Annotated in this window: 22 protein-coding genes; 19 read left to right on the top strand and 3 right to left on the bottom strand. The window is 71.4% G+C overall.

Going from position 1 to position 26,109, the window contains the following annotated elements; all coding sequences use genetic code 11:
* Nucleotides 1-143 precede the first annotated feature (143 nt).
* From ACFY01_RS39260 to gatB, 6 genes are all read left to right on the top strand, one after another.
* Nucleotides 144-515 (top strand): DUF4267 domain-containing protein, encoded by a 372-nt coding sequence (locus tag ACFY01_RS39260; RefSeq protein WP_390740569.1) that lies wholly within the window; start codon nucleotides 144-146, stop codon nucleotides 513-515.
* 29 nt (nucleotides 516-544) lie between these two features.
* Nucleotides 545-1,036 (top strand): cupin domain-containing protein, encoded by a 492-nt coding sequence (locus tag ACFY01_RS39255; RefSeq protein ID WP_390740636.1) that lies wholly within the window; start codon nucleotides 545-547, stop codon nucleotides 1,034-1,036.
* Nucleotides 1,037-1,120: 84 nt separating this feature from the next.
* The gene (gatC, locus tag ACFY01_RS39250; protein WP_031117542.1) at nucleotides 1,121-1,417 is read left to right on the top strand and encodes an Asp-tRNA(Asn)/Glu-tRNA(Gln) amidotransferase subunit GatC; all 297 of its coding nucleotides are present in this window, start codon (nucleotides 1,121-1,123) and stop codon (nucleotides 1,415-1,417) included.
* A 6-nt stretch (nucleotides 1,418-1,423) separates the two neighbouring features.
* Nucleotides 1,424-2,917 carry an Asp-tRNA(Asn)/Glu-tRNA(Gln) amidotransferase subunit GatA gene (gatA, locus tag ACFY01_RS39245; RefSeq protein WP_390740568.1) on the top strand — a complete coding sequence of 498 codons (1,494 nt, stop codon included), beginning with the start codon at nucleotides 1,424-1,426 and terminating at the stop codon, nucleotides 2,915-2,917.
* Nucleotides 2,914-3,156: a hypothetical protein gene (locus ACFY01_RS39240; RefSeq protein ID WP_390740567.1), complete on the top strand. Its 243-nt coding sequence runs from the start codon at nucleotides 2,914-2,916 to the stop codon at nucleotides 3,154-3,156. The genes gatA and ACFY01_RS39240 overlap by 4 nt, the downstream gene beginning before the upstream one ends.
* A 15-nt stretch (nucleotides 3,157-3,171) precedes the next feature.
* Entirely contained in the window at nucleotides 3,172-4,686 is a 1,515-nt protein-coding gene (gatB, locus tag ACFY01_RS39235; protein ID WP_390740566.1) for an Asp-tRNA(Asn)/Glu-tRNA(Gln) amidotransferase subunit GatB, read from the top strand.
* Between the two features lie 54 nt (nucleotides 4,687-4,740).
* On the opposite strand, the gene ACFY01_RS39230 is transcribed toward gatB, so the two are convergent.
* Nucleotides 4,741-5,544 carry an SAM-dependent methyltransferase gene (locus ACFY01_RS39230; RefSeq protein ID WP_390740565.1) on the bottom strand — a complete coding sequence of 268 codons (804 nt, stop codon included), beginning with the start codon at nucleotides 5,542-5,544 and terminating at the stop codon, nucleotides 4,741-4,743.
* A gap of 163 nt (nucleotides 5,545-5,707) precedes the next feature.
* Here ACFY01_RS39230 and ACFY01_RS39225 point away from each other — a divergent pair, with 163 nt between their 5' ends.
* The 7 genes from ACFY01_RS39225 (at nucleotide 5,708) to ACFY01_RS39195 (ending at nucleotide 13,398) form a co-directional block, all read left to right on the top strand.
* Nucleotides 5,708-6,004, top strand: a complete 297-nt coding sequence (locus ACFY01_RS39225) for a hypothetical protein (RefSeq protein ID WP_390740564.1) — start codon at nucleotides 5,708-5,710, stop codon at nucleotides 6,002-6,004.
* A gap of 204 nt (nucleotides 6,005-6,208) precedes the next feature.
* The gene (locus tag ACFY01_RS39220; RefSeq protein WP_390740563.1) at nucleotides 6,209-8,437 is read left to right on the top strand and encodes an MMPL family transporter; all 2,229 of its coding nucleotides are present in this window, start codon (nucleotides 6,209-6,211) and stop codon (nucleotides 8,435-8,437) included.
* Nucleotides 8,415-8,990 carry a GNAT family N-acetyltransferase gene (locus ACFY01_RS39215; protein ID WP_390740562.1) on the top strand — a complete coding sequence of 192 codons (576 nt, stop codon included), beginning with the start codon at nucleotides 8,415-8,417 and terminating at the stop codon, nucleotides 8,988-8,990. Before ACFY01_RS39220 ends, ACFY01_RS39215 begins: the two co-directional genes overlap by 23 nt.
* Before the next feature lie 35 nt (nucleotides 8,991-9,025).
* Entirely contained in the window at nucleotides 9,026-9,601 is a 576-nt protein-coding gene (locus tag ACFY01_RS39210) for a hypothetical protein (protein ID WP_390740561.1), read from the top strand.
* Nucleotides 9,602-9,824: 223 nt separating this feature from the next.
* Nucleotides 9,825-10,013, top strand: coding sequence for a hypothetical protein (locus ACFY01_RS39205; protein ID WP_390740560.1), 189 nt, complete (start codon nucleotides 9,825-9,827; stop codon nucleotides 10,011-10,013).
* Between the two features lie 116 nt (nucleotides 10,014-10,129).
* Nucleotides 10,130-13,171 carry an AAA family ATPase gene (locus ACFY01_RS39200; RefSeq protein ID WP_390740559.1) on the top strand — a complete coding sequence of 1,014 codons (3,042 nt, stop codon included), beginning with the start codon at nucleotides 10,130-10,132 and terminating at the stop codon, nucleotides 13,169-13,171.
* A 38-nt stretch (nucleotides 13,172-13,209) separates the two neighbouring features.
* On the top strand, nucleotides 13,210-13,398 hold the full coding sequence (locus tag ACFY01_RS39195; RefSeq protein WP_390740558.1) for a DUF6191 domain-containing protein: 189 nt from the start codon (nucleotides 13,210-13,212) through the stop codon (nucleotides 13,396-13,398).
* Between the two features lie 26 nt (nucleotides 13,399-13,424).
* On the opposite strand, the gene ACFY01_RS39190 is transcribed toward ACFY01_RS39195, so the two are convergent.
* Both ACFY01_RS39190 and ACFY01_RS39185 read right to left on the bottom strand, forming a co-directional pair.
* The gene (locus tag ACFY01_RS39190; protein ID WP_390740557.1) at nucleotides 13,425-14,606 is read right to left on the bottom strand and encodes a PQQ-dependent sugar dehydrogenase; all 1,182 of its coding nucleotides are present in this window, start codon (nucleotides 14,604-14,606) and stop codon (nucleotides 13,425-13,427) included.
* Between the two features lie 107 nt (nucleotides 14,607-14,713).
* Nucleotides 14,714-15,712, bottom strand: coding sequence for an aldo/keto reductase (locus ACFY01_RS39185; RefSeq protein WP_390740556.1), 999 nt, complete (start codon nucleotides 15,710-15,712; stop codon nucleotides 14,714-14,716).
* A 298-nt stretch (nucleotides 15,713-16,010) separates the two neighbouring features.
* On the opposite strand from ACFY01_RS39185, the gene ACFY01_RS39180 reads away from it, so the two are divergent.
* From ACFY01_RS39180 to serA, 6 genes are all read left to right on the top strand, one after another.
* Nucleotides 16,011-16,964 carry a 2-hydroxyacid dehydrogenase gene (locus ACFY01_RS39180; RefSeq protein WP_390740555.1) on the top strand — a complete coding sequence of 318 codons (954 nt, stop codon included), beginning with the start codon at nucleotides 16,011-16,013 and terminating at the stop codon, nucleotides 16,962-16,964.
* Between the two features lie 323 nt (nucleotides 16,965-17,287).
* The gene (locus tag ACFY01_RS39175) at nucleotides 17,288-20,335 is read left to right on the top strand and encodes a putative bifunctional diguanylate cyclase/phosphodiesterase (protein WP_390740554.1); all 3,048 of its coding nucleotides are present in this window, start codon (nucleotides 17,288-17,290) and stop codon (nucleotides 20,333-20,335) included.
* A 255-nt stretch (nucleotides 20,336-20,590) separates the two neighbouring features.
* Complete coding sequence (locus ACFY01_RS39170; protein ID WP_390740553.1) at nucleotides 20,591-22,441, top strand: acetolactate synthase large subunit; 1,851 nt, start codon at nucleotides 20,591-20,593, stop codon at nucleotides 22,439-22,441.
* A 29-nt stretch (nucleotides 22,442-22,470) separates the two neighbouring features.
* Nucleotides 22,471-22,995, top strand: coding sequence for an acetolactate synthase small subunit (ilvN, locus tag ACFY01_RS39165; protein ID WP_361812583.1), 525 nt, complete (start codon nucleotides 22,471-22,473; stop codon nucleotides 22,993-22,995).
* A gap of 117 nt (nucleotides 22,996-23,112) precedes the next feature.
* Nucleotides 23,113-24,111: a ketol-acid reductoisomerase gene (gene ilvC / locus ACFY01_RS39160; RefSeq protein ID WP_361451996.1), complete on the top strand. Its 999-nt coding sequence runs from the start codon at nucleotides 23,113-23,115 to the stop codon at nucleotides 24,109-24,111.
* A 238-nt stretch (nucleotides 24,112-24,349) separates the two neighbouring features.
* Nucleotides 24,350-25,939 carry a phosphoglycerate dehydrogenase gene (gene serA, locus ACFY01_RS39155; RefSeq protein ID WP_390740552.1) on the top strand — a complete coding sequence of 530 codons (1,590 nt, stop codon included), beginning with the start codon at nucleotides 24,350-24,352 and terminating at the stop codon, nucleotides 25,937-25,939.
* The last annotated feature ends 170 nt before the right edge of the window (nucleotides 25,940-26,109 follow it).

Here is a 26,109-nt window from a genome sequence, read left to right as displayed (position 1 = left end):
CCGAGCACGGTGTACGCCTCGCCCACCGCCGTCAGTGCGGTCCAAGCCCTCTCGGCCGTCGCTTTTCTAGCAATGCTAGCCAATCTGTCGATGCTCTGATAGCTTCGCTCTTGTCCCTAGCGCTGCTAGAAAAGAGACGAGACATGACCGTCACCGCGTACACCCTGGCCGTCGTCCTCGACCTGTTCTGCCTGTTCCTCGGCTACCGGTTCCTGTTCCAGCCCGGCCCCGCGGCCGCCGGTTACGGCGTCCCGGCGGACCCCGGCGGCGACGCCGGCGCCTACCTGACCAACAAGGGCCTCAAGGACGGCACGTTCGGCGTGGTGGGCCTGGTACTGCTGGCCTTCGCCGGGGCGCGCCCCGAGGCCTGGTTCATGCTCTGCGTGGCACTCCTGCCGCTCGGCGACACGCTGATAGTCCTGCGGCACGGCGGTACGAAAGCCGTCGCGTTCGGGATCCACTTCGCCACCGCGGTCGTTGTACTGATCAGCGCCGCCCTGCTCTTCCTCGTCTGACGTCCGTACCGATCACCGGGGGTATGACCATGTCGCTGTTCGTCCCGAAGTTCGACGAGACCGTGATCGTCCGCGAGGCCGAGGCCGAAGTCGTCGGCCGCGCGCCCACCACCGTCCGCCTGCTGGCCGACAGCAGCGCGACCGGCGGCGCCCTGTCCACCCAGCGCGTCACCCTCACGGGCGGCGCGGACGGCGCCAAGCCGCACTGGCACGACAACTCCGCCGAGATGTTCTTCCTGCTCGACGGCGCCGCCGAGATCCTCTCCGGCGAGGACGTCGTCACCGCCGGCCCCGGCGACCTCGTCGTCGTCCCGCCCGGCAAGCCGCACGCCTTCGCCGCCGTGCCGGGTGCCGACGCCGATCTGCTGATCGTCATCACCCCGGGCGTGGAGCGCTTCGAGTACTTCCGCCACCTACAGCGCATAGCCCTCGGCGAGGCCACGCCGGAGAGCCTTCTGGAGGTGCAGGAGCTGTACGACAACCACTTCCTGAAGAGCCCCGCCTGGGACGCCCGCCGGTGACAGGCCAAACCGTTTCACGGGCACGGGGCCCCGCCCCATAGGATTGGCCCCAAACCACACACACTCACCCCAGAGGAACGCTGCATGCCTGGCATCACGCGCGAGGAGGTCGCCCACCTCGCCCGGCTGGCGCGTCTGGAGCTGAAGCCCGAAGAGCTCGACCACTTCGCGGGACAGCTGGACGACATCATCGGCGCGGTCGCCCGCGTCAGCGAGGTCGCCGACCAAGACGTACCGCCGACCTCGCACCCGCTCCCGCTGACGAACGTCATGCGCCCGGACGAGGTCCGTCCCTCGCTCACCCCCGAGCAGGCGCTCTCCGGCGCCCCGGCCCAGGAGCAGCAGCGTTTCAAGGTGCCGCAGATCCTGGGGGAGGACTAAGAAGCCATGACGGACATCATCAAGCTCACGGCCGCCCAGACCGCCGAGAAGATCGCCTCCGGCGAGCTCACGGCCGTCCAGGTCACCGAGGCCCACCTCGCGCGCATCGAGGCCGTCGACGAGAAGGTGCACGCCTTCCTGTACGTGGACCGCGAGGGCGCCCTCGCCCAGGCCCGCGCCGTGGACGCCAAGCGCGAGCGCGGCGAGAAGCTCGGCCCGCTGGCCGGCGTCCCGCTCGCGCTCAAGGACATCTTCACCACCGAGGGCGTGCCCACGACCGTCGGCTCGAAGATCCTCGAGGGCTGGATCCCGCCGTACGACGCGACGCTCACCAAGCGGCTGAAGGCCGCCGACGTCGTCATCCTCGGCAAGACCAACATGGACGAGTTCGCCATGGGGTCCTCCACCGAGAACAGCGCCTACGGGCCGACCGGCAACCCCTGGGACCTCACCAAGATCCCCGGCGGCTCCGGCGGCGGCTCCTCCGCCGCCCTGGCCTCCTTCCAGGCGCCGCTCGCCATCGGCACCGACACCGGCGGCTCCATCCGCCAGCCGGCCGCCGTCACCGGCACGGTCGGCGTGAAGCCGACGTACGGCGCGGTCTCCCGCTTCGGCATGGTGGCGTTCTCGTCCTCCCTGGACCAGGGCGGCCCCTGCGCCCGTACGGTCCTGGACGCGGCCCTCCTGCACGAGGTGATCGCCGGCCACGACCCGCTCGACTCCACCTCCATCGACGCCCCGGTCCCGCCGGTCGTCGAGGCCGCCCGCAACGGCAGCGTGGCGGGCATGCGCGTCGGCGTGGTCAAGCAGTTCCGCGGCGAGGGCTACCAGGCCGGCGTCATCCAGCGCTTCGACGAGTCCGTGGAGCTGCTGAAGGAGCTCGGCGCCGAGATCGTCGAGCTGGACTGCCCGTCCTTCGACCTCGCCCTGTCGGCGTACTACCTCATCGCGCCGTCCGAGTGCTCCTCCAACCTCGCCCGCTTCGACGGCCTGCGCTACGGCCTGCGCACCGGCGACGACGGCAGCCACTCGGCCGAGGAGGTCACCTCCCTCACCCGCGAGGCGGGCTTCGGGCCCGAGGTCAAGCGCCGCGTCATGCTCGGCACGTACGCCCTGTCGAGCGGCTACTACGACGCCTACTACGGCAGCGCGCAGAAGGTCCGCACCCTCATCACGCGCGACTTCGAGAAGGCCTTCGAGCAGGTCGACGTGATCGTCTCCCCGACGACCCCGACCACCGCCTTCGCGATCGGCGAGCGCGCCGACGACCCGATGGCGATGTACCTGGCCGACCTGTGCACCATCCCGACCAACCTGGCGGGCAACGCGGCCATGTCGCTGCCCTGCGGTCTCGCCCCGGAGGACAACCTCCCGGTCGGACTTCAGATCATCGCCCCGGCGCTGAAGGACGACCGGCTCTACAAGGTCGGTGCCGCCGTGGAAGCCGCCTTCGTGGAAAGGTGGGGGCACCCGCTCCTGGAGGAGGCTCCGTCGCTGTGAGCAAGGCACTGAAGAAGGCCAAGGGCTTCAAGAAGTCCAAGTCCGGCCTCTACCTGTCCATGGCCACCACCGCGTTCGGCGCGGTCAGCGTCGCCAAGCAGGCCAAGCTGGCCCGCGCCGAGAGCGACACGCTCCGTCTGGTCGACGCCGCCGTGTCCGCCGCCGCCATCGTCACCGGCCTCGCCATCCTCTACCGCGAGCTGAAGCGGTTGGGCGACGACGACGTCCTGCTGGGCTGAGAGGGAAGTTTCACCGTGACCACCACGACCGACCTGGTGTCGTACGAGGACGCGCTGGCGTCGTACGACCCCGTCATGGGCCTCGAGGTCCATGTCGAACTCGGCACCAAGACCAAGATGTTCTGCGGGTGTTCGACCGAGCTGGGCGCCGAGCCCAACTCGCAGACCTGCCCGGTCTGCCTCGGCCTGCCCGGCGCGCTCCCGGTCGTCAACGCGATCGGCGTCGAGTCCGCGATCAAGATCGGTCTCGCGCTGAACTGCGAGATCGCCGAGTGGTGCCGCTTCGCCCGGAAGAACTACTTCTATCCGGACATGCCGAAGAACTTCCAGACCTCCCAGTACGACGAGCCGATCGCCTTCAACGGCTACCTCGACGTGCAGCTGGAGGACGGCGAGAGCTTCCGCGTGGAGATCGAGCGCGCCCACATGGAGGAGGACACCGGCAAGTCGACGCACGTCGGCGGCGCCACCGGCCGTATCCACGGAGCGTCCCACTCCCTGCTGGACTACAACCGCGCCGGCATCCCGCTGATCGAGATCGTCACCAAGCCGATCGTCGGCGCCGGCGAGCGTGCCCCCGAGGTCGCCCGGGCGTACGTGCGCGAGCTGCGCGAGCTCATCAGGGCGCTCGGCGTCTCCGAGGCCCGCATGGAGATGGGCCAGATGCGCTGCGACGTGAACCTGTCGCTGCGCCCGAACGGCACCGAGAAGTTCGGCACCCGTTCGGAGACGAAGAACGTCAACTCGCTGCGGTCCGTGGAGCGCGCGGCCCGCTTCGAGATCCAGCGGCACGCGGCCGTGCTGTCGTCCGGCGGCACGATCGTCCAGGAGACCCGCCACTTCCACGAGGACACGGGGTCGACGACCTCGGGCCGTGTGAAGGAGGAGGCCGAGGACTACCGGTACTTCCCGGAGCCGGACCTCGTCCCGGTGGCCCCGTCCCGCGAGTGGGTCGAGGAGATCCGGGCCGCGCTGCCGGAGATGCCGCTGGCCCGCCGTACCCGGCTGCTCGCCGAGTGGGGCATCTCCGCCACCGACATGCAGGCGATCCTCAACGCCGGCGCGCTGGACCCGATCGTCGCCACGATCGACGCCGGCGCCGACGCGGCCTCCGCCCGCAAGTGGTGGATGGGCGAACTGGCGCGCAGCGCCAACGAGTCCGGCAAGTCCCTGGACGAGCTGGCGATCACCCCGGCGCAGGTCGCCCGGGTCACCGAGCTGGTCTCGAAGGGTGACCTGAACGACAAGCTGGCCCGCCAGGTCATCGAGGGCGTCCTCGCGGGCGAGGGCACCCCGGACGAGGTCGTCGACAAGCGCGGTCTGAAGGTCGTCTCCGACGAGGGCGCGCTCACCGCCGCCGTCGAGGAGGCCATCGCCGGCAACCCGGCCATCGCGGACAAGATCCGCGGCGGCAAGGTGGCCGCGGCCGGCGCCCTGGTCGGCGCGGTCATGAAGGCCACCCGGGGCCAGGCCGACGCGGCCCGCGTCAAGGAGCTCATCCTGGAGAAGCTGGGCGTCAGCGAGGGCTGAGTCCCCACGTGTACGGCCCCGGAGGCAGGACCTCCGGGGCCGTACACGTCTGTGTCACGACTGCCTACGGCGTCCCACGACCCGGGCGAAGCCGAGCACCCGGCCCCCGTCCGCCCGCAGCAGCTCCACCGAGTCCCGTGCCATCCCCGCCATGAACTCGCTGGGGCTCTCCTCGGCGCACACCTCGCTCCACAGCAGCCAGTCGCGCCAGCCGTCCTGGAGCCAGTCGGCGGTCTCGACGGTGACGGCCCCCGTGCGTGTCCAGTTCCGGTGCCACCAGGCGGGGGAGTGGAACGCCCAGAAACCCGGGTCCCAGTGGGGTGCGAGATGCTCCGGCGGCTCGGCCCCGGCGATCTCCTCCCGCAGCGCCGGCACGGCGACCCCGATCCGCCCGCCCGGCTTCAGCAGCCGGGTCAGCGTGGGCAGATACAGGTCGTTGGTGCCGAAGTACTGATAGGCGTCGACGGAGACGATGGCGTCGAACGTGCCCTCGCCGAACGGCAGATCGTGCGCCTCGGCGTGCACGGGCAGCACACGGTCGCCGACGCCCGCCTCGGCGAGCCGCGCGGCGTTCTCGTCGGACCCGACCCACAGGTCGGCGGCGACGACCTGGACGTCGTACTCCTTGGCGAGGAAGACGGAGGTCATGGCCCGGCCGCAGCCGAGATCGAGCACGCGCGCACCGGGCGGCAGCGTGTCGAGACCGAGCGCGGGGGCCAGCCACTCCAGCAGCCACAGCGCGTGCGGGCCCATCTGGTTCTCGATGGTCCAGCGGACGTCGTAGCGGCTGCTGCGCGGGTAGCGCGGGTGGGTCAGACGGTCGGTCAACGGGTCGCTCGACAGGTCGTTCGATGGCATCGGGTGAACGGGCTCCTCGCCTGCTGCGTACGGAAAAGGTATGCGCAAGAGTTCGATAGCAGTCGAAGCCGCTCCCCGCACCTGGATTGCTCAGCGACAGGTACTACGCTCGCCCGCCATGAGTGGACTTGCTGATTCCGGCACGCGGCCTGGAATAGCCGAGGTGGACGACGTAGAGGACCCCGCGGAGGACGACGTCGAGTTCGAGGACCCCGCGGAGGACGCGCGCCGGGCTCGCTGGACGGCCGCCGGCACCGGAGCCGTGCTGACGCTGGCCGGTGTCACCGCCTCGCTGATGCGCCTGAGCGGGGTGCCGGCCCTGGTGCCGGCCGCGTACGGCGTCGGCGCCGGCGTGTGTGCGCTCGCCGGGGTGCTGGGTGCCAAGGGCCGTACCCGGCGGGCGCTGTGGCTGCTGATCGCGGGCACGATGATCATGGCGCTCGGAGACCAGTTCGACTGAAGTGCCCCGAGGGGTGACAGAGTTCGTGTGACTGTCCTGTGATGTGCCTCCCAGTCGCGCCGGCCGGCCCGTGAACGTGGCGGACCATCACTTTCGCCGTGCAAGAGTTGTCCTCCCCTTGCTCACATGTTCTTTGCGGGCTGTTCCGTTTCTGGACGATCGTTCCCGGCCAAAGACCCACATTCAGTACCTGGGAGCACGCCCGTGGCAGCCCTTGCCCGTTGGTGTGTCCGGCACCGCCTGGTAGCCGTCCTGTTGTGGCTCCTCGCCTTCGGCGGGGCGACCGCGGCCGCAACCGTCACCGGCTCGGCCTACTCGAACGACTACGAGGTGCCCGGCACCGAATCCGGCCGCGCCGCCCAGCTGTTGCGGCAGGGATTCCCGGGTCTGGCCGGCGACGCCGACACCGTCGTCTGGCACACCACCTCCGGCACGGTCCGCGCCGCCGACGTCGAACAGACCATGACACGCGCCCTCGACCGGGTCGCCGGCCTGCCGGGCGTGGCCTCGGTGACAAGTCCGTACGACGGAGAGGGCACCGGCAGGATCAGCCGGGACGGTCACACCGCGTACGCCACCGTCACCTTCGACCGGCAGGCCGAGGACGTCAGCAGGTCCGCGGCCCAGGCCGTCGTACACGCCGCCAAGTCCGCCGAGGCCGACGGGCTCCAGGTCGAACTGGGCGGCAGCGCCATCACGCTGACGAAGTCCGCCGGCGGCCACCTGGCCGAGGCGGCCGGCGTGGTCGTGGCCGCGGTCGTGCTGTTCCTCGCCTTCGGCTCGCTCGCCGCCTCGCTGCTGCCCATCGCCACCGCGCTGGTCAGTGTCGGCACCGCGTACGCCGCGACCGTGCTCCTCGGCCACGCCATGACCGTCGCCGACTTCGCCCCCATGCTCGGCATGCTGATCGGGCTCGGCGTCGGCATCGACTACGCGCTGTTCATCGTGACCCGGCACCGGCGTGGACTGAAACGCGGCCTGGAGGTCACCGAGGCCGCGGTGGACGCCGTCGCCACCACCGGACGTGCGGTCGTCTTCGCGGGCGCCACGGTCTGCATCGCCCTGCTCGGGATGTTCATACTGCGGCTGGGCTTCCTCAACGGTGTCGCCGTCGCCGCCTCGCTGACCGTGGTGCTCACCGTCGCGGCGGCCGTGACCCTGCTGCCCGCGCTGCTGTCCTTCATCGGCCCGCGCGCCCTGAGCCGGCGCGAGCGGCGCCGGCTGGCCGAGCACGGGCCGCAGCCGGAACTGCCCACGGGGCTCGCCGCCCGCTGGTCCGCCTTCGTCGAACGCCACCCCAAGCTGCTCGGCTCCGCGGCCGTGGCCGTCATCGCCCTGCTCGCACTGCCCACACTCGCCCTCCGCCTCGGCACCTCCGACCAGGGCAACGACCCCAAGTCCGCCACCACGCGCCAGGCGTACGACCTCCTCGCCGACGGCTTCGGACCCGGCGTCAACGGGCCGCTCACCCTGGTGGCACGCGTGGACGGCGGCGCCGACCGGCTCGCCCTCGACAACCTCGACGCCACCCTGCGCGCCACCGAGGGCGTCGCGTCCGTGACGCCCGCGCGGTACGCCAGCGGCGGCGACAACGCCTACCTCACCGTCGTCCCCGACTCCGCGCCCCAGTCCCAGCGGACCAGCGAGCTCGTCGACCGGCTGCGCACCGAGGTCCTCCCGCGCGCGGAGACCGGCACCTCGCTCGACGTACGCGTCGGCGGGGTCACCGCGAGCTACGACGACTTCGCCGACGTGATCGTCGGCAAGCTGCCCCTGTTCGTCTCAGTCGTCATCGGACTCGGCTGCGTGCTGCTCCTGGTCGCCTTCCGCTCGCTCGGCATCCCGCTGAAGGCCGCCGTGATGAACGTCGCCGCCGTCGCCGCCGCCTTCGGCATCGTCGTCGCCGTCTTCCAGTGGGGCTGGGGCAGCGAACCGCTGGGCCTGGGCAGGGCGGGTCCGATCGAGCCCTTCCTCCCCGTGATCATGGTGTCGGTCCTCTTCGGCCTCTCCATGGACTACCAGGTCTTCCTGGTCAGCCGGATGTACGAGGAATGGCTGGAGACCGGCGACAACCGGCGGGCCGTCCGCGTCGGCCTCGCCGAGACCAGCCGGGTGATCAACTCCGCCGCGGTCATCATGATCTCGGTCTTCCTCGCCTTCGTGCTCAGCGGCGACCGGGTGATCGCCATGTTCGGCATCGCGCTGGCCTCCGCCGTCGCCCTGGACGCCTTCGTGCTGCGCACCCTCCTCGTCCCCGCGCTGATGCACCTGCTCGGCAGCGCCAACTGGTGGCTGCCGCAGTGGCTGGAGAGCCGTCTCCCGCGCATCAGCATCGAGCCGCCCGAGTGCCGTGTCCCGCATGAGAGGCTCACTCAGGCCGTGGTGGGACTTCAGAAGGAGCAGCAGCGCGATGTACGCGATATCGCTGGGTGACGACGGTGCCGAGCTTCGCCCCCTGGAGACCTGGCACGCCGAGGAGCTCATCGCCAACATCGACCGGGGACGGGAGTTCATCGGCCGCCACGTCGGTCTGCCGGACGTGGTGACCGACCTGGCGGCGGCCCGCGCCTGGCTGCGCTCCTACGCCGACAAGCGCGCCGCGGACGCCGGCAGCCTGCACGGGGTGTGGCTGGACGGCAGGCTCGTCGGCGGGCTGCTGTTCCGCGTCTGGGACACGGCCGGCGGGGTCTGCGAGGCCGGCTGCTGGGTGGAGCCCTCCGCCGCCGGGCGCGGGCTGGTCACGCGCGGCATGCGGGTGCTGCTGGAGTGGGCGTTTGACGAGCGTGGCATGCACCGTGTGGAGTGGCATGTGTCGTCGGCCAACGAACCCAGCATCAACGTGGCGCGACGGCTGGGCATGACCCGCGAGGGCGTGCTCAGGGAGAACGATCTCTACCGGGGCGTGCGCACCAGCACCGAGATCTGGTCGGTGCTCGCCCCCGAGTGGCGTACGGCACGCGCGCGTGCCGCCCACAACGATCATTAAGACACCTCTCAGACAGCGTCCGTACGGTGCGAGGCATGGGAACGAAGACAATGGACGAAGCCGAGACCGGCACCGACGCCAAGAAGGCCGAGGCGACGGCCGACGTCACCAAGACCGATGCGGAGCGGGCCGAGGAGCGCGCCGCCGACCAGGTGACCGCCGAGAACGAGGAGACCGACGGCGAGCAGCCGGTCGGCGTGACCGAGGAGGCGGGCCCCTCCGGTGTCGGACAGGGCGCCGGTGCCGTGGTCTCCGCCGCCCTGGGCGTGGTCTCGCTCACCGGCGGCTGGATCGGCACCGTTGCCGCCGCGCGCGAGACCCTCGTCGGCCAGTTGCAGACCTCCTCGGGCGCGACCGTCGCCAAGCAGATCAAGGAGGTCTACGGCGACGCCTGGCACACCACCGCGCTGTGGGCCGGCCTGTTCGCCCTGGCCGCGCTGATCACCGGCGTCGTGGTCCTGGCCCGGCCCGCCTTCGGCGCCCCCGGGAAGCCGCAGGCCGCGTGGATCAAGTCGGTGGCCTGGGCGGGCGTCTCCCTCGGAGTCATCGGCCTGCTCCTGGCCGTCCTCAAGTACTCCGACGCCCTGGTCAGCCTGCCCTCCGCGGGCTGAACCACCACAGACCCGAGAGACCTCGGGAGCCTTAGGGGACTTAAGGGGCCTTAGGCCGTCAGTGAACGCCTCACGGACGGCCTGAGGCCCCTTACGCGTGTCCCGGCCCCCTCGGACCGCCGAAGATGCGGAACCTTCCCGATGTGGCGCACCCCCCTGGGAGACGACAGTGGAGGCATCACCGGAACCGATCCGGAAACCACCTCTCACCAGGGAAGCAACCATGTTCGAGCTCGAACTGCACCACGCCCGTTCCACCGAACTGTTCCGCCGGGCCGAGGCCGAGCGCCTGGCCCGCGAGGCCGTCCGCGGCAGGCGCGCGGCCCGCCGCGAGGAGGCGGCCCGCCGCGCCGCCGAGACCGAGACCCATACCCGCGGCCCAGGCCGGGACCGGCTCACCCGCGCCGCATGAGGGCGGGGGCGGAGGTGGGCGGCCGCACGGGGGTCGGCCGCCCACTCCCGTATGGTCGTACGACGAATGCGCCGGCGCTGTGGAAAACCCGTGCCACGCCGTCCGGCCCACATGCGATGCTCTGGCCCGTGGAGACCAGATCCGTCAGTCCCGTCTTCGTCGGCCGCACCGACGAACTGGGCGTCCTGAACGACGCGCTCGCCCGTGCCGCCGCGGGGGAGCCCCAGGCGTTGGTGGTCGGCGGCGAGGCCGGAGTCGGCAAGACACGACTCGTCGAGGAGTTCGCCACCGCCGCCTGCCGCCACGGCGCCGTCGTCGCGCTGGGCGGCTGCGTGGAGATCGGCGCCGACGGACTGCCCTTCGCCCCCTTCTCCACCGCCCTGCGCACCCTGCGCCAGGCCCTTCCCGGCGAACTGGCCGCCGCGGCCGCCGGACAGGAGGAGGAACTCGCCCGGCTGCTGCCCGAACTCGGCGAGGCCACCTCCAGCCGGCACGACGAGCAGGGCATGGCCCGCCTCTTCGAACTCACCGCCCGCCTCCTCGAACGCGTCGCCGCCCACCACACCGTCGTCCTCGCCCTCGAGGACCTGCACTGGGCCGACGCCTCCACCCGCCACCTCCTCGCCTACCTCTTGCGCACCCTGCGCACCGGCCGTCTCGTCATCCTCGCCACCTACCGCTCCGACGACATCCACCGCCGCCACCCCCTGCGCCCCCTGCTCGCCGAACTAGACCGGCTGCGCACCGTCCGCCGCCTCGAACTCGCCCGCTTCACCCGCGAGGAGGTCGGCCAGCAGGTCGCCGGCATCCTCGCCACCCAACCCGCCCCCGCCCAGGTCGACGAGATCTTCGAACGCTCCGACGGCAACGCCTTCTTCGTGGAGGAACTCGCCGTCGCCTCCGGCGAAGGCTGCTGCACGGGCCTCACCGACACCCTGCGCGACCTGCTCCTGGTCCGCGTCGAGGCACTGCCCGAAACCGCCCAGCGGGTCGCCCGGATCGTCGCCGAAGGCGGCTCCACCGTCGAATACCGGCTCCTCGCCGCCGTCGCCCGGCTGCCCGAGGACGACCTCATCGAGGCGCTGCGCGCCACCGTGAACGCCAACCTGCTCAGCGCCACACCCGCCGGTGACGGCTACCGCTTCCGCCACTCCCTGGTGCGCGAGGCCGTCGCCGACGACCTGCTGCCCGGCGAACGCTCCCGCCTCAACCGCCGCTACGCCGAGGCCCTGGAGGCCGACCCGGCGCTCGTCCCCGCCGACGCACGCGTGACGCGCCTGGCCAGCTACTGGTACCACGCCCACGACGTCGGCAAGGCCCTGCCCGCCGTCCTGGACGCCTCGGTCGTCGCCCGCCGCCGGCACGCCTACAGCGAGCAACTGCGGCTGCTGGAGAGGGCGATGGAGCTGTGGGACACCGCCCCCGGGGACGTACGGGCCGCCCTGCGCCCCGTCGACTACACCGAGGTCTACCCGCCCTGCGGCTGCGACCCCGCGACCACGCCCCTGCGTTACCTCGACCTCATGGCGGAGGCGGCCGTCGCGGCCCGCTTCTGCGGGGAACGGGAACGCGCTCTGAAGATCGCCAAACGGGCGCTGCGGCTGCTGGAGGACGAGGACGACCCCCTGCGCGCCGCCTGGTTCTGGGTACAGCGCTCCCGCCTGGTCCAGGACCAGGCCCGCGGCGACGGCTGGAAGGAACTGGCCACCGCGCAGGAACTGGTCCGCGGGCTGCCGCCGTCGGAGGTGCACGCCGAGGTCCTCGCCCACGTCGCCAACTGGTCCATGCTGCACGAGCCCGGACCCGACGCCCTCGCCGCCGCCGAACGGGCCCTGCAGTACGCGCGCATGGTGGGCGCCCGGGAGATCGAGCTGCACGCCCGGCTCACCCTCGGTGGCCTCATGGTCGACGCGGGCGACACCGAAGCCGGGCTCGCGCAGATGTACGAGGTCAAGGAGCAGGCACTCCAGGAAGGCGTCACGCGCGTCGCGGGCCGCGCCTATGTGAACCTGCCCAGCGAACTGGGGTCCGTCGGCCGCGCACGGGAGGCCGTCCCGATCCTGCGGGAGGGGATCACCTTCGCCCGCAAGTACGGCCTGCTGGACACCGAGGCGTGGGTGTGGGGCAACCTCTCCGCGTTGCAGTACGGGCTCGCCCACTGGGACGAGGCCACCGAAGCCGCCGCCAACGCGCTCGCTGTGGGACACAGCGCCAAACCCCGGGGCGTGGGCGCCCTCCGCCTCGCCGACCTCGCGCTCGGCCGGGGCGACATCGCCGAGGCCGGCCGCCATCTGGCCACCGCCCGCGCCCACTACGGTCCCCACGACCCCATGCCCCAGCACTGGCTGCCGCTGGCCCGCATCGCCATCGGCATCGCCGCGGCGGAGGGCAGACTGCTCGACGCCCGCGCCGAACTGCTGCGCGTCGTGGAACCCGGCTTCCCGCCCGGCACCCACCGCTACGCCTGGCCCCTGCTGCTGGCCGCCGCCACCGCCGAGGCCGACGCCCGCGCCCTGCCCGCCACGGCGGAGGGCCGGGCCGAGTTCCTCGCCGGTCTCACCGAGGCCGTCAGGAAACTCACCACCGGCCTGCCCGTCTGGCACGCGTACGAGAGATGGACCCGCGCCGAGCTGCTGCGCGCCACCGGCGAGGACACCGCGGACATCTGGTCGGAGGCGGTCACCGCCTTCGAGTGCCTGGAGCGCCCCTACGACCTCGCCCGCGTCCGGCACCGGCTCGCCCAGGCCCTGCTGTCCGACGGCGGCGACGACCAGCGCGACCGCGCCGCGGAGCTGCTCCGCCTCGCCGGGGCCGTCGCCGACCACCTGGGCGCCCGCCCGCTCGCCGACGCCGTCGCCCTGCTCGCCCAGCGCGCCCGCCTCACCCCGGCCCGTGCCCCGCGGCCGGAACTCGCCACCGACCCCGCCGCGGCGCTCGGCCTCACCAGCCGGGAGCGGGACGTCCTGCGCCTGGTGTCCGCCGGCCGCACCAACCGCCAGATAGCCGAGGAACTGTTCATCTCCCCGAAGACGGCGAGCGTCCACGTGTCGAACATCCTGGCCAAGCTCGGCGTCTCCGGACGGGGGGAGGCGGCGGCGGTGGCACACCGGCAGGGGCTGTTCCCGGCCGAAACCGCCACGTCCCGATCGACCGGGTGACGCTTACGCTGTAGGGGACTTCGGCTGAGGGGGACTGCGTGTTCAACGCCTTCGAGGAACTGTTCGCGCCCGGCCGCAAACACACCCGCGACGAGCAGAACCGGCTGGAGCTGACCCGGGAGGACGTCGGTGACGGCGACCCTGGACGCGGGCCGATAGATCTCGGCTCCGGAAAGGTCGTCGTACGGCTGCCGGAGCGCTCCGAGGAGGAGTCCGCCGGGGACTGACCGTGCCGGGGCGCGAGGGCCCGGCCCTACTTCACCTCCAGCTCCAGAATCCGGTCGTCCCCGCTCTTGGGCTTGCCGCGGCCGTCCGTGTTGCTGGTGACCAGCCACAGCTTGTCGCCGCCCGCCGCCGCCACGGTGCGCAGCCGGCCGTACGTGCCGGTGAGGAAGGCCTGCGGGTCCGCCGAGGCCTTCGTGCCGTTCAGCGGGATGCGCCACAGGCGCTGCCCCTTCAGGCCGGCCATCCAGATGACGCCGTCCACGTAGGCGATGCCGCTGGGGGAGGCGTCGTCGGTGTGCCACTGGGCGATGGGGTTCTGGTACCGGGAGTCGTCCGACCGGCCCTCGGCGTCGGGCCAGCCGTAGTTGCCGCCGGGCTTGACCGCGTTCAGCTCGTCCCAGGTGTCCTGGCCGAACTCCGAGGCGAACAGGCGCTCCTTGCCGTCCCAGGCGAGCCCCTGCACATTGCGGTGCCCGTAGCTGTACACCGGGGAATCGGGGAAGGGGTTGCTCGGGGCCGGTTCGCCCTCCGGGGTCATCCGGAGGATCTTGCCGCCCAGCGACTTCTTGTCCTGGGCCAGGCCCCGCCGTCCGCTCTCGCCCGTGCCCGCGTAGAGCATGCCGTCCGGGCCGAACGCGATCCGGCCGCCGTTGTGGATGTAACCCTTGGGGATGCCCTTGAAGATCGTGTCGGGGGCGCCGAGCTGTTCGCCGGCGGGCTTGTGCTCGTCGTAGAGCATGCGGACGATGCGATTGTCCGATGCCGAGGTGAAATAGGCGTAGATCATGTGGTCCGAGGCGTAGTCGGGGGAGAGGGCGATACCCAGGAGGCCGCCCTCGCCGGCCGGGGAGACCCCGGAGACCTTGCCCAGCTCCGTCTTCCGGCCCGTCTTCTCGTCGACCCGGACGACCGTCCCGTCGTCCCGGGAGGAGACGAGCAGACCGCCGTCCGGCAGGGGAGCGAGGCCCCACGGCGACTTCAGGCCCTCGGCGACCGTCCGCACCACCTTCACCGTGCCCTTGGCGGGCGGTGTCCGCTCGGCCGTCCGCCCCGAGGGGGACGCACCGGACGACACACCGGACGACGCTCCCCCCGCCGTCGTGCTCCCGCCCCCGCCCGGCGACGACCCCCCGTCCGAGGAGCAGCCGGCCGCCAGCAGGAGCGCGGCAGCGGCCAACGCGGCCGTCACAGCTCGACGTTGCACGATCATGGTCCCTTCACAGTGGCGGTTCCAGCGGAACCTCCACTGTCCCTCACCCACCGCTCACGAGGGCAGGGTTCCCCCTCCGCGCCCCCGCATCCGGGCGCGGGGCACGCTCAGTCCCACGACCCCCGTGCCGCGGGCAGCGCCGCCACCTCCGCCAGGTCCTCCGGGGTCAGACGGAGCCCGGCCGCCGGGGCGTTCTCGGCCACCCAGCGCTCCTGCTTGGCGCCGGGGACGGCGACGACGTGACGGCCCTGGGCCAGGACCCACGCCAGGGCCACCTGGGCGGGGGTCACCCGTTCACCGTGCCGGCGCGCGATACGGCGCAGGCCGACGACGATCGGCTGGTTGGCGGCCATCATCTCGGCCGTGAACCGGGGATGTCGGGCCCGGAGGTCGTCCCGCTCGAAACCCTCGCCCGGGGTCAGCGTCCCGGTCAGGAAGCCGTTGCCCAGCGGCATCGCGGCCAGGAAACCGACCCCGCGGGCCTCGCACCAGGGCAGCAGCCCCTCCAGCGCCTCCGGTGACCACACCGACAGCTCGGCCTGCACCGCGCTCACCGGGAAGACCTGCTGCACCCGCTCGAGCTGGCGCAGCGTGGCGTCGTGCAGACGGCGGCCCGAACGCCGGCCCGCCCGCGCACCCACCGCGCACAGGCCCAACGCCCGTACCTTTCCGGCCCGGACGAGCTCCGCCATCGCACCCCACGTCTCCTCGACCGGCACCTCGGGGTCGGCGCGGTGGAGCTGGTAGAGGTCGATCACATCCGTCTGGAGGCGTCGCAGCGACGCGTCGCACGCCCGCTTCACATACCCCGGGCGCCCGTTGGCCACGATGTGCTGCTCGCCGACCAGCAGGCCCACCTTGGTCGACACGAAGGCGTCCGCGCGCCGCTCCCTGAGCACCCGGCCCAGCAGCAACTCGTTGGTGAAGGGCCCGTACATGTCGGCCGTGTCCAGCAGCGTCGAGCCCAGGTCCAGCGCCCGGTGCACCGCCCTGACCGACTCCTCACCCCGCTGCCGCGACCCGCTGTACGCCCAGCTCATCGGCATGCACCCGAGTCCGACGGACCCCACAGCGAGCGCCCCCGCGCCGATCGTCCTGCGCTCCACCTGCCGTGAACCTCCCTCTGACCGGCCCCCAACCTAACCTCTGCGCTGTCACGCGCCTGACCTAGGGCCTCCCCGGCGGGCCCTGCCGAGACGCGGGGGCTGGCACGCCCATCTGCGGCGTTGTCGTCAGTTGCCGATTCCCCCACTCTCGACTTCGCTCGAGCGGGAGGGACCCCCATCGCATCGGCGCCTTCCTCCGCCTCGCAGCTGCACGCCCCAGCCCCCGCTCACCCCAGCTGACAAGGTGCCGCTGATTTTCTCCGGCCTGACCCGCGGGGAAGGCCCTAGCCTCCAGAGCATGACTGCTGACGTGTGGCTCCCACTCCCGGCCGAGGAGATCGAGGGGCTCCCCGAGGAACTCCGCTACCGGTTCTGGAACGGGGAGGAGGAGTTCCCCGCGGACCCGGCCGACTGCGCCTTCTATGTCGTGCCCTATATGAAGCCCAGCGCCCTGTGCGTACGCCCGCTGCCGTACATGCGTTCGCTTCAGGTCGTGCAGACACTCTCCGCCGGCGTCGACAACGTGCAACGGGGCCTGGACCAGGTGCACCCGGGCGTACGGCTGTGCAACGCGCGCGGGGTGCACGAGGCCAGCACCGCCGAGCTCACGCTCGCGCTGATCCTTGCCTCGCTGCGCGGCATCCCCGACTTCGTACGGGCGCAGGACAAGGGGGAGTGGCGCGCCGGTTTCCGTCCGGCCCTCGCCGACCGGACCGTTCTCATCGTCGGCTACGGAGCCATCGGCGCCGCCATCGAGGACCGGCTCGCACCGTTCGAACTCGCGCGGGTGGCGCGCGTCGCGCGCTCAAGGCGCACCACGGCGCGCGGTCCGGTGCACCCGCTCACCGAACTGTCGTCCCTGCTCCCGGAGGCCGATGTCGTCGTCCTGTCCACCCCCTTGACACCGGAAACCCGGGGCCTGGTCGACGCCGATTTCCTGGCCCGGATGAAGGACGGGGCACTCCTGGTCAATGTCTCCAGGGGGCCCGTCGTGGACACCAAGGCGCTGCTCGCGGAGCTGGACAGCGGGCGCATCACCGCCGCCCTGGACGTCACCGACCCGGAGCCGCTGCCCCCGGCGCACCCCCTGTGGCGGGCACCGGGTGTGCTGATCAGCCCGCATGTGGGCGGCCCCACCTCGGCCTTCCTGCCGCGCGCCAAACGGCTGCTGGCAGACCAGTTGCGCCGTTTCGTGAACCGGGAGCCCCTGCGCAACGTGATCCTTACAACAGGCTCCTCGGCAGGGGCGTAATCCGCTTCGCGTACCCTCCGCGACCTTGTGGACGCAGTGTGTACGCGCCTTTCTGTTGATCGTCACGGAGCGTAGAGAAGCTATGTCCCTGAGTGACGAGACTGGTGTATCGTCCCGACAGGGGCTGCGCCGCGGACCGTTCGGCGCCGGGGATGGACATTTCAGAATTTGTGAGGGGGGCGACGGGCGATGCACGGCCTATGGACGAACGATCCGACGCGGCGGAGCCGCCGACGGCGACCCTGGCGCAAGGTCACGCGCAAGCGCGGCCACCACACCAGCCACCACCGCACCAGCCACCACCCACGGACCGGGAGGGCCCGGTGAGCCCCCCGCCCGTGACGACCCTCGACACGGCGCTGCGCCCGCAGCGCCCGTCGGGGACGCTGCTGCCCCGTCCGCCGGTCTCCGGCGACGGCTCACGCCTGGCCCACCAGCTGGCCCTGGCCCTGATCTGCGCGGGATACGCCGTCGGTTCCGCGTTCGGCTGGGGCTCGAACGAAGTCGCGCTGTTCATGGGCGACTTCGGGCTGACCGCCGCGGCCGGCACCGCCGCGGTCTCCTGCTTCCTCTACGCCCGCGGACCCAGGGTCCGCTTTCGATCCGCCTGGCTGCTGTTCGCCCTGTCGTCGGCGATGGCGGCCCTGGGCAACGCGGTCTGGGGATGGTACGAGGTCGTGCTGGACCAGGCCGTGCCCAGTCCCAGCTACGCCGACCTGTTCTTCCTGTGCTTCGCGCCGCCCGCCATCGTGGGCCTGCTGGTCCTCGCCAAGCGCCCGGTGAACAAGGCGGGCTGGATCTGTCTGGCGCTGGACGCCTGGCTGATCGGCGGCTCGCTGCTCACCCTGTCGTGGAGCCTCGCGCTCGCCCAGGCCGCCCGGTTCGAGGGGCCGAGCGTGGCACACGCCGCCCTGTCGCTGGCGTACCCGCTGCTCGACATCGCGCTCGTCAGCATGGTGCTCGCCCTGCACTTCCGGCGCGCACCGGGCAACCGCACGGCCGTGAACACGGCCATCGGCGCGCTCGCCCTGACCGTGCTGTGCGACGCCCTGTTCACCTCTCCGCTGCTGCACAGCAGCTACCACTCGGGCCAACTGCTCGACGCGGGCTGGTTCGCCGGCTCCCTGCTCCTGGCGTACGCCCCCTGGGCCGCTCCCCGGCACCAGGGCCAGCAGAACGCCGAGCGGGACCGGTGCGCCGTCGACGGCCACACGCGCGTGGTCCACGAGCACGTGCCCGGCCAGCGCGGCGGCGGCCACTCCAAGGCGGCGGCCACCGCCCCCGAGCCCGCGCCGGGCGGTGACCACAGCCGGTACCCGGCGGGCCCGCCCCTCACCGGCTCCCTGGCCGCGCTCACCCCGTACCTGGCCGCGGCCGTGTGCACGCTGGGCATCCTGTACAACGTCCTCGACGGCCGCAGCCCCGACCACGTGGTGCTCATCACCGCCGGCTGCGTGGTGCTCGCACTCGTCGTGCGCCAGGGCATCATGCTGCTCGACAACATCACCCTCACCCAGGAACTGGCACAGACGGAGAACCACTTCCGCTCCCTGGTGCAGGGCTCCAGCGACGTCATCATGATCGCCGCGCCCAACGGCATCCTCCGGTACGTCTCGCCGGCCGCCGCCGGCGTCTACGGACGGCCCGCCGAGGAACTGGTGGGCACCGAACTGGCCGGTCTCATCCACCCGGAGGACCTGGGCTGCGTGGTCCACGAGGTGCGCCGCTTCCTCGCCGCCAGCCCGCTCGAGGAACCCACCACCCGCATCGAGTGCCGCTTCCGGTCCGGCGAGGGCCGCTGGCTCAACGTCGAGTCCACCGTCAACCGCCACCACGGCGGCCTCATCTTCAACAGCCGGGACGTGACCGAGAGAGTGCGGCTACAGGCGCAGCTCCAGCACAACGCCGAACACGACCCGCTCACCGACCTGCCCAACCGCTCCCTGTTCACCAAGCGCGTGCAGCAGGCACTTTCCGGCCGCCGCGCCTCCGACCGGGGCGACCGTCTGCGCGGCACGGCCGTCCTCTTCATCGACCTGGACGGATTCAAGGCCGTCAACGACACGATCGGGCACCAGGCCGGGGACGAGCTGCTCGTCCAGGCCGCCCGCAGACTCCAGGACGCGGTCCGGCACGGGGACACCGCGTCCCGGCTGGGCGGCGACGAGTTCGCGGCCCTGATCGTCGGGGACGGCACCCGTGACCGTGCCGCCCGGGAGCGGAACATCCTGGAGCTCGCCGACCGCCTCAGGCTGACCCTCTCCCAGCCCTACCTCATCGACGGCAACGACGTCCGTGTCAACGCCTCCATCGGCGTCGCCTTCGCCGAACCCGGCCTCGGCGCGGGCGAGCTGCTGCGCAACGCCGACCTGGCGATGTACCGGGCCAAGTCGGCCGGTAAGGGCCGCGTCGAGCTGTACAAGCCCCAGATGCAGCAGGACGTGGTACGCAAGGCGGAGCTGGCCACGCGACTGCGTGCCGCGCTGCACGACGGCGAGTTCGCGCTGCTGCACCAGCCCGTGGTGTGCCTGGAGAACGGCCGGATCACTTCGGTCTCCGCACAGGCGCGCTGGCGCTCCTCCCAAGGGGTGCTGTTCACCCCGGCGGAGTTCCTGCGGGTGGCCGAGGACAGCGACAAGACCGCGGAACTCGGCCGCTGGATCCTCGAGGAGGCCGTGGAGCAGGCCGCCGAGCGGACCGCGACCGGGCTCTGCGTGCCCGTGTCCGTCCGGATGAGCGCCCGGCGGCTGCTGGACCGCTCCATGCCGCTCGGCTCGGTGGAAGCCCTCCTCACCCGGCACGGACTGCCCTCCGGCTCGCTGGTCCTCGAACTGTCCGACACCGATCCCCGGGTCAGCCTGGACGAGCTGGAGCGGCGTCTGACCGCCCTCAGCCGGCTCGGCGTCCGCATCGCGCTGGACGGCTTCGGCAGCGGCTACGCGGCGATCACCGCACTGCGCAGACTCCCCGTCGACGTGCTGAAACTCGACCGCGGCCTGGTCGAGGGCGTCGTGGAGTCGGCACGGCTGCACAAGATCACGAGCGGGCTGCTCCGCATCGCCACCGACCTCGGGCTCCAGTCCGTGGCCGAGGGCGTGGACCTGCCCGAGCAGGTCGCGGCGCTGCGCGCGATGGGCTGTACGCACGGGATGGGCATGGCCTTCTCCGGGCCGCTGGACGAGTACCGGCTGCGCAGAGCGCTCGGATCCGGCCATTATCCGCTTCCGCACGCACCGGCCGAGCCGGCGCCGGCCTTCGCGGGCGGTGCGGCGGGGGTGTACACCAGTGGTGTCACCGGCGGTGTCTCCGCGGTCTTCGGAGGCGGCAGTGCCCTACGCTCACATAATGAGACTCCCGTCCCACCCACTTGACACGTGGTGCGGGTCGGGGGGAGGGTCAGTGCCATGCGCACCCGAATTCTCGTACTTGGACAGCGCGTCGGCTGAGCTGGGGCCCACCGGAGGACGATCCGGAAACCCCAGCGACCCTCACCGGCGCGCTCCCCTCGCTTGCCTTACGGCACGAGGGGTTTTTTGTTGCACAGGCACCTGCCGTACAGCAGTCGTACACCGCACAAACCTCGCAAAAACCCTCGCAAAAACCTCAGCATCGAGAAGAGAATGCCGATGACCGAGCAGGCCACCGGGGCCCACCATCCGCAGCCGCGGCCCCGTTCCGGAGGACAGTCCACCCTCGTCGAGCACGTCACGGGTGCGCAGTCCCTCATCCGCTCGCTCGAGGAGGTCGGGGCCGACACGGTATTCGGTATCCCCGGCGGCACGATCCTTCCGGCGTACGACCCGCTGATGGACTCCACCAAGGTCCGCCATGTGCTTGTCCGGCACGAGCAGGGCGCCGGCCACGCGGCCACCGGCTACGCGCAGGCCACCGGCAAGGTGGGCGTCTGCATGGCGACCTCGGGACCCGGCGCCACCAACCTGGTCACCCCGATCGCCGACGCCAACATGGACTCGGTGCCGCTGGTCGCGATCACCGGGCAGGTGGTGTCCTCCGCGATCGGTACGGACGCCTTCCAGGAGGCGGACATCGTCGGCATCACCATGCCGATCACCAAGCACAGTTTCCTGGTCACCAAGGGCGAGGACATCCCGCGGGTGATCGCGCAGGCGTTCCACATCGCCTCGACCGGCCGCCCCGGACCGGTCCTGGTCGACATCCCCAAGGACATCCTCCAGAAGAAGACCGTCTTCTCCTGGCCGCCCGTCATGGACCTGCCCGGCTACCGCCCGGTGACCAAGCCGCACGCCAAGCAGATCCGCGAGGCCGCCAAGCTGATCACCTCCGCCAGGCGGCCCGTCCTCTACGTCGGCGGCGGCGTCATCAAGGCCCAGGCCACCGCCGAGCTCAAGGTCCTCGCCGAGCTCACCGGAGCGCCCGTCACCACCACCCTGATGGCGCTCGGCGCCTTCCCCGACAGCCACCCGCTGCACGTGGGAATGCCGGGCATGCACGGTTCGGTCACCGCCGTCACCGCGCTGCAGAAGGCCGACCTGATCGTCGCCCTCGGAGCCCGCTTCGACGACCGCGTCACCGGCAAGCTGGACAGCTTCGCCCCGTACGCCAAGATCGTCCACGCCGACATCGACCCCGCTGAGATCGGCAAGAACCGCGCCGCCGACGTGCCGATCGTCGGGGACGCCCGTGAGGTCATCGCCGACCTGGTCCAGGCGGTGCAGAAGGAGCACGCCGAGGGCCACAAGGGCGACTACACCGCCTGGTGGAAGGACCTCAGCCGCTGGCGTGAGACGTACCCGCTCGGCTACGACCAGCCCGAGGACGGCTCCCTGTCCCCGCAGCAGGTCATCGAGCGCATCGGGCAGCTCGCGCCCGAGGGCACGATCTTCACGGCGGGCGTCGGCCAGCACCAGATGTGGGCCGCGCACTTCGTCCAGTACGACAAGCCCGCCACCTGGCTGAACTCCGGCGGCGCCGGAACCATGGGCTACGCGGTCCCGGCCGCGATGGGCGCCAAGGCGGGACAGCCGGACCGGGCGGTCTGGGCGATCGACGGTGACGGCTGCTTCCAGATGACCAATCAGGAGCTCACCACCTGCGCCCTGAACAACATCCCGATCAAGGTCGCCATCATCAACAACGGCGCCCTCGGGATGGTCCGCCAGTGGCAGACCCTCTTCTACAACCAGCGGTACTCCAACACCGTGCTGCACTCCGGCCCGGGCGACGAGCCCAAGGGCCCGAGCGCCGGCACCCGCGTCCCCGACTTCGTGAAGCTGTCGGAGGCCATGGGCTGCCACGCGATCCGCTGCGAGTCCCCCGAGGACCTCGACAAGGTCATCGAAGAGGCGAACTCCATCAACGACCGCCCGGTCGTCGTCGACTTCATCGTCCACGAGGACGCGATGGTGTGGCCGATGGTCGCCGCCGGCACCTCCAACGACGAGATCATGGCCGCCCGGGACGTCCGCCCCGACTTCGGCGACAACGAAGACGACTGAGCCAGGAAGAGCGAAGAGGAAGACCAGACATGTCCAAGCACACGCTCTCCGTCCTGGTGGAGAACACGCCGGGCATCCTCGCCCGGATCGCCGCGCTGTTCTCCCGCCGCGGCTTCAACATCGACTCGCTCGCCGTCGGCGTCACCGAGCACCCCGACATCTCCCGCATCACCATCGTGGTGCAGGTCGAGGACCTGCCGCTGGAGCAGGTGACCAAGCAGCTCAACAAGCTGGTCAACGTGCTGAAGATCGTGGAGCTGGAGCCCACGCAGGCGGTCCAGCGCGAACTCGTCCTCGTGAAGGTGCGCGCCGACAACGAGACGCGCTCCCAGATCGTCGAGATCGTCCAGCTCTTCCGCGCCAAGACCGTCGACGTCTCCCCGGAGGCCGTGACGATCGAGGCCACCGGCAGCAGCGACAAGCTGTCGGCCATGCTCAAGATGCTGGAGCCGTACGGCATCAAGGAGCTGGTCCAGTCCGGCACGATCGCCATCGGCCGCGGCGCCCGCTCGATCACGGACCGGTCGCTGCGCGCACTCGACCGGTCGGCGTAACCCTCGTCGGTGCGGCCGGGTGACACCGGCCGCCCGTATTGCGAGATCCCGAAACCTCCCTCCCGCCCGCCGTCATACGGTGGGAGCAACACCTGCACACCAAGGAGAGAACCCAAAGTGGCCGAGCTGTTCTACGACGCTGACGCCGACCTGTCCATCATCCAGGGCCGCAAGGTCGCGGTCATCGGCTACGGCAGCCAGGGCCACGCCCACGCGCTGTCGCTGCGCGACTCGGGTGTCGACGTGCGGGTCGGTCTGCACGAGGGCTCCAAGTCCAAGGCGAAGGCCGAGGAGCAGGGGCTGCGCGTGGTGACGCCGTCCGAGGCCGCCGCCGAGGCCGACGTCATCATGATCCTGGTCCCGGACCCCATCCAGGCCCAGGTCTACGAGGAGCACATCGCCCCGAACCTGAACGACGGCGACGCCCTGTTCTTCGGCCACGGCCTCAACATCCGCTTCGGCTTCATCAAGCCCCCGGCCGGCGTGGACGTCTGCATGGTCGCCCCGAAGGGCCCGGGCCACCTGGTGCGCCGCCAGTACGAGGAGGGCCGCGGCGTTCCCTGCATCGCCGCCGTCGAGCAGGACGCCTCGGGCAACGCCTTCGCGCTCGCCCTGTCGTACGCCAAGGGCATCGGCGGCACCCGCGCCGGCGTCATCAAGACCACCTTCACCGAGGAGACCGAGACCGACCTGTTCGGTGAGCAGGCCGTCCTCTGCGGTGGCACCGCGGCGCTGGTCAAGGCGGGCTTCGAGACGCTGACCGAGGCCGGCTACCAGCCGGAGATCGCCTACTTCGAGTGCCTGCACGAGCTGAAGCTGATCGTGGACCTCATGTACGAGGGCGGCCTGGAGAAGATGCGCTGGTCCATCTCCGAGACCGCCGAGTGGGGCGACTACGTCACCGGCCCGCGCATCATCACCGACGCCACCAAGGCCGAGATGAAGAAGGTCCTCGCCGAGATCCAGGACGGCACGTTCGCCCAGCAGTGGATGGACGAGTACCACGGCGGCCTGAAGAAGTACAACGAGTACAAGCAGCAGGACTCCGAGCACCTGCTGGAGACCACCGGCAAGCAGCTGCGCAAGCTGATGAGCTGGGTGAACGAGGAGGCGTAGGCTTCCCCAGAGGGGCCGGAGCGACTGCTCCGGCCCCCTTGGCCTTTGGTTTGGCCAAACCGTCCTGCCACGGACGGGTGATCTCTCCGCAGAGGCGTAAGACACCCCCTGTCACGCCACTACACTGCTGCACAACACGCGTCAGGCCCACAGCGTCGTGCGTCTACCGCGGCTAGCCACCCTCCACCGCCTGCGGCCGTCGGGACGGCCGTCCGCATTGGACTTGTGAGGACCTCACGTGAGCTCGAAACCCGTCGTACTCATCGCTGAAGAGCTTTCGCCCGCGACCGTCGACGCGCTCGGCCCGGACTTCGAGATCCGGCACTGCAACGGCGCCGACCGTGCCGAACTGCTGCCCGCCATCGCCGACGTGGACGCGATCCTGATCCGTTCCGCCACGAAGGTCGACGCCGAGGCGATCGCCGCCGCGAAGAAGCTGAAGGTCGTCGCGCGAGCCGGCGTCGGCCTGGACAACGTGGACGTCTCCGCCGCCACCAAGGCCGGCGTGATGGTCGTCAACGCACCCACCTCGAACATCGTGACCGCCGCCGAGCTGGCCTGCGGTCTCCTCGTCGCCACCGCCCGCCACATCCCGCAGGCCAACGCCGCGCTGAAGAACGGCGAGTGGAAGCGCAGCAAGTACACGGGCGTGGAGCTCGCGGAGAAGACCCTCGGCGTCGTGGGCCTCGGCCGCATCGGCGCGCTCGTCGCGCAGCGCATGTCCGCGTTCGGGATGAAGGTCGTCGCCTACGACCCCTACATCCAGCCCGCGCGCGCCGCGCAGATGGGCGTCAAGGTGCTGTCGCTGGACGAACTGCTCGAGGTCTCCGACTTCATCACCGTGCACCTGCCCAAGACGCCGGAGACGCTCGGCCTGATCGGCGAGGAGGCGCTGCGCAAGGTCAAGCCGAGCGTGCGGATCGTCAACGCCGCGCGCGGCGGCATCGTCGACGAGGAGGCGCTGTACTCCGCCCTCAAGGAGGGCCGCGTCGCCGGCGCCGGCCTGGACGTGTACGCCAAGGAGCCGTGCACCGACTCCCCGCTGTTCCAGTTCGACCAGGTGGTGTGCACCCCGCACCTCGGCGCGTCGACCGACGAGGCGCAGGAGAAGGCCGGCATCGCCGTCGCCAGGTCCGTGCGCCTCGCCCTCGCCGGTGAGCTGGTCCCGGACGCGGTCAACGTCCAGGGCGGTGTCATCGCCGAGGACGTCAAGCCGGGCCTGCCGCTCGCCGAGCGCCTCGGCCGGATCTTCACCGCGCTCGCGGGCGAGGTGGCGGTCCGCCTCGACGTCGAGGTGTACGGCGAGATCACCCAGCACGACGTGAAGGTACTGGAGCTGTCCGCGCTCAAGGGTGTCTTCGAGGACGTCGTCGACGAGACCGTGTCGTACGTCAACGCCCCGCTGTTCGCCCAGGAGCGCGGTGTCGAGGTGCGTCTGACCACCAGCTCCGAGTCGGCCGACCACCGCAACGTGGTCACCGTGCGCGGCACGCTCGCCGACGGCGAGGAGGTGTCGGTCTCCGGCACCCTGGCCGGCCCGAAGCACCTCCAGAAGATCGTCGCCGTCGGGGACTACGACGTCGACCTCGCGCTCGCCGAGCACATGGTCGTCCTGCGGTACGAGGACCGGCCGGGCGTCGTCGGCACCGTCGGCCGGATCCTCGGCGAGGCGGGCATCAACATCGCCGGTATGCAGGTCGCCCGCGCGGCGGCCGGCGGCGAGGCGCTGGCCGTGCTGACCGTCGACGACACGGTGGGCTCCGGCGTGCTGGCCGAGGTCGCGGAGGAGATCGGCGCCACGTCGGCCCGCTCCGTGAACCTCGTCTGACCCGGTAGGGACACAGCGGTAGGACACAGCAGTACGAAAGCGCCGGGGGGGGGGGGGGACCCCCCCCCCCCCCCCGGCGGGGGGGGGCCCCCCCCCCCGGCGGGGCCCCACCCCCCCCCCGCGCCCCCCGGGGGGGCCCCCCCCGTGTTGCCCCCCCCCCGCGCGGCCGC

The sequence above is a fragment of the Streptomyces sp. NPDC001480 genome, assembly GCF_042894725.1.
Classification (GTDB): Bacteria; Actinomycetota; Actinomycetes; order Streptomycetales; family Streptomycetaceae; genus Streptomyces.
The sequence above is the reverse complement of the archived record's forward strand: the minus strand, read 5'-3'. Positions and strand labels throughout refer to the sequence as shown.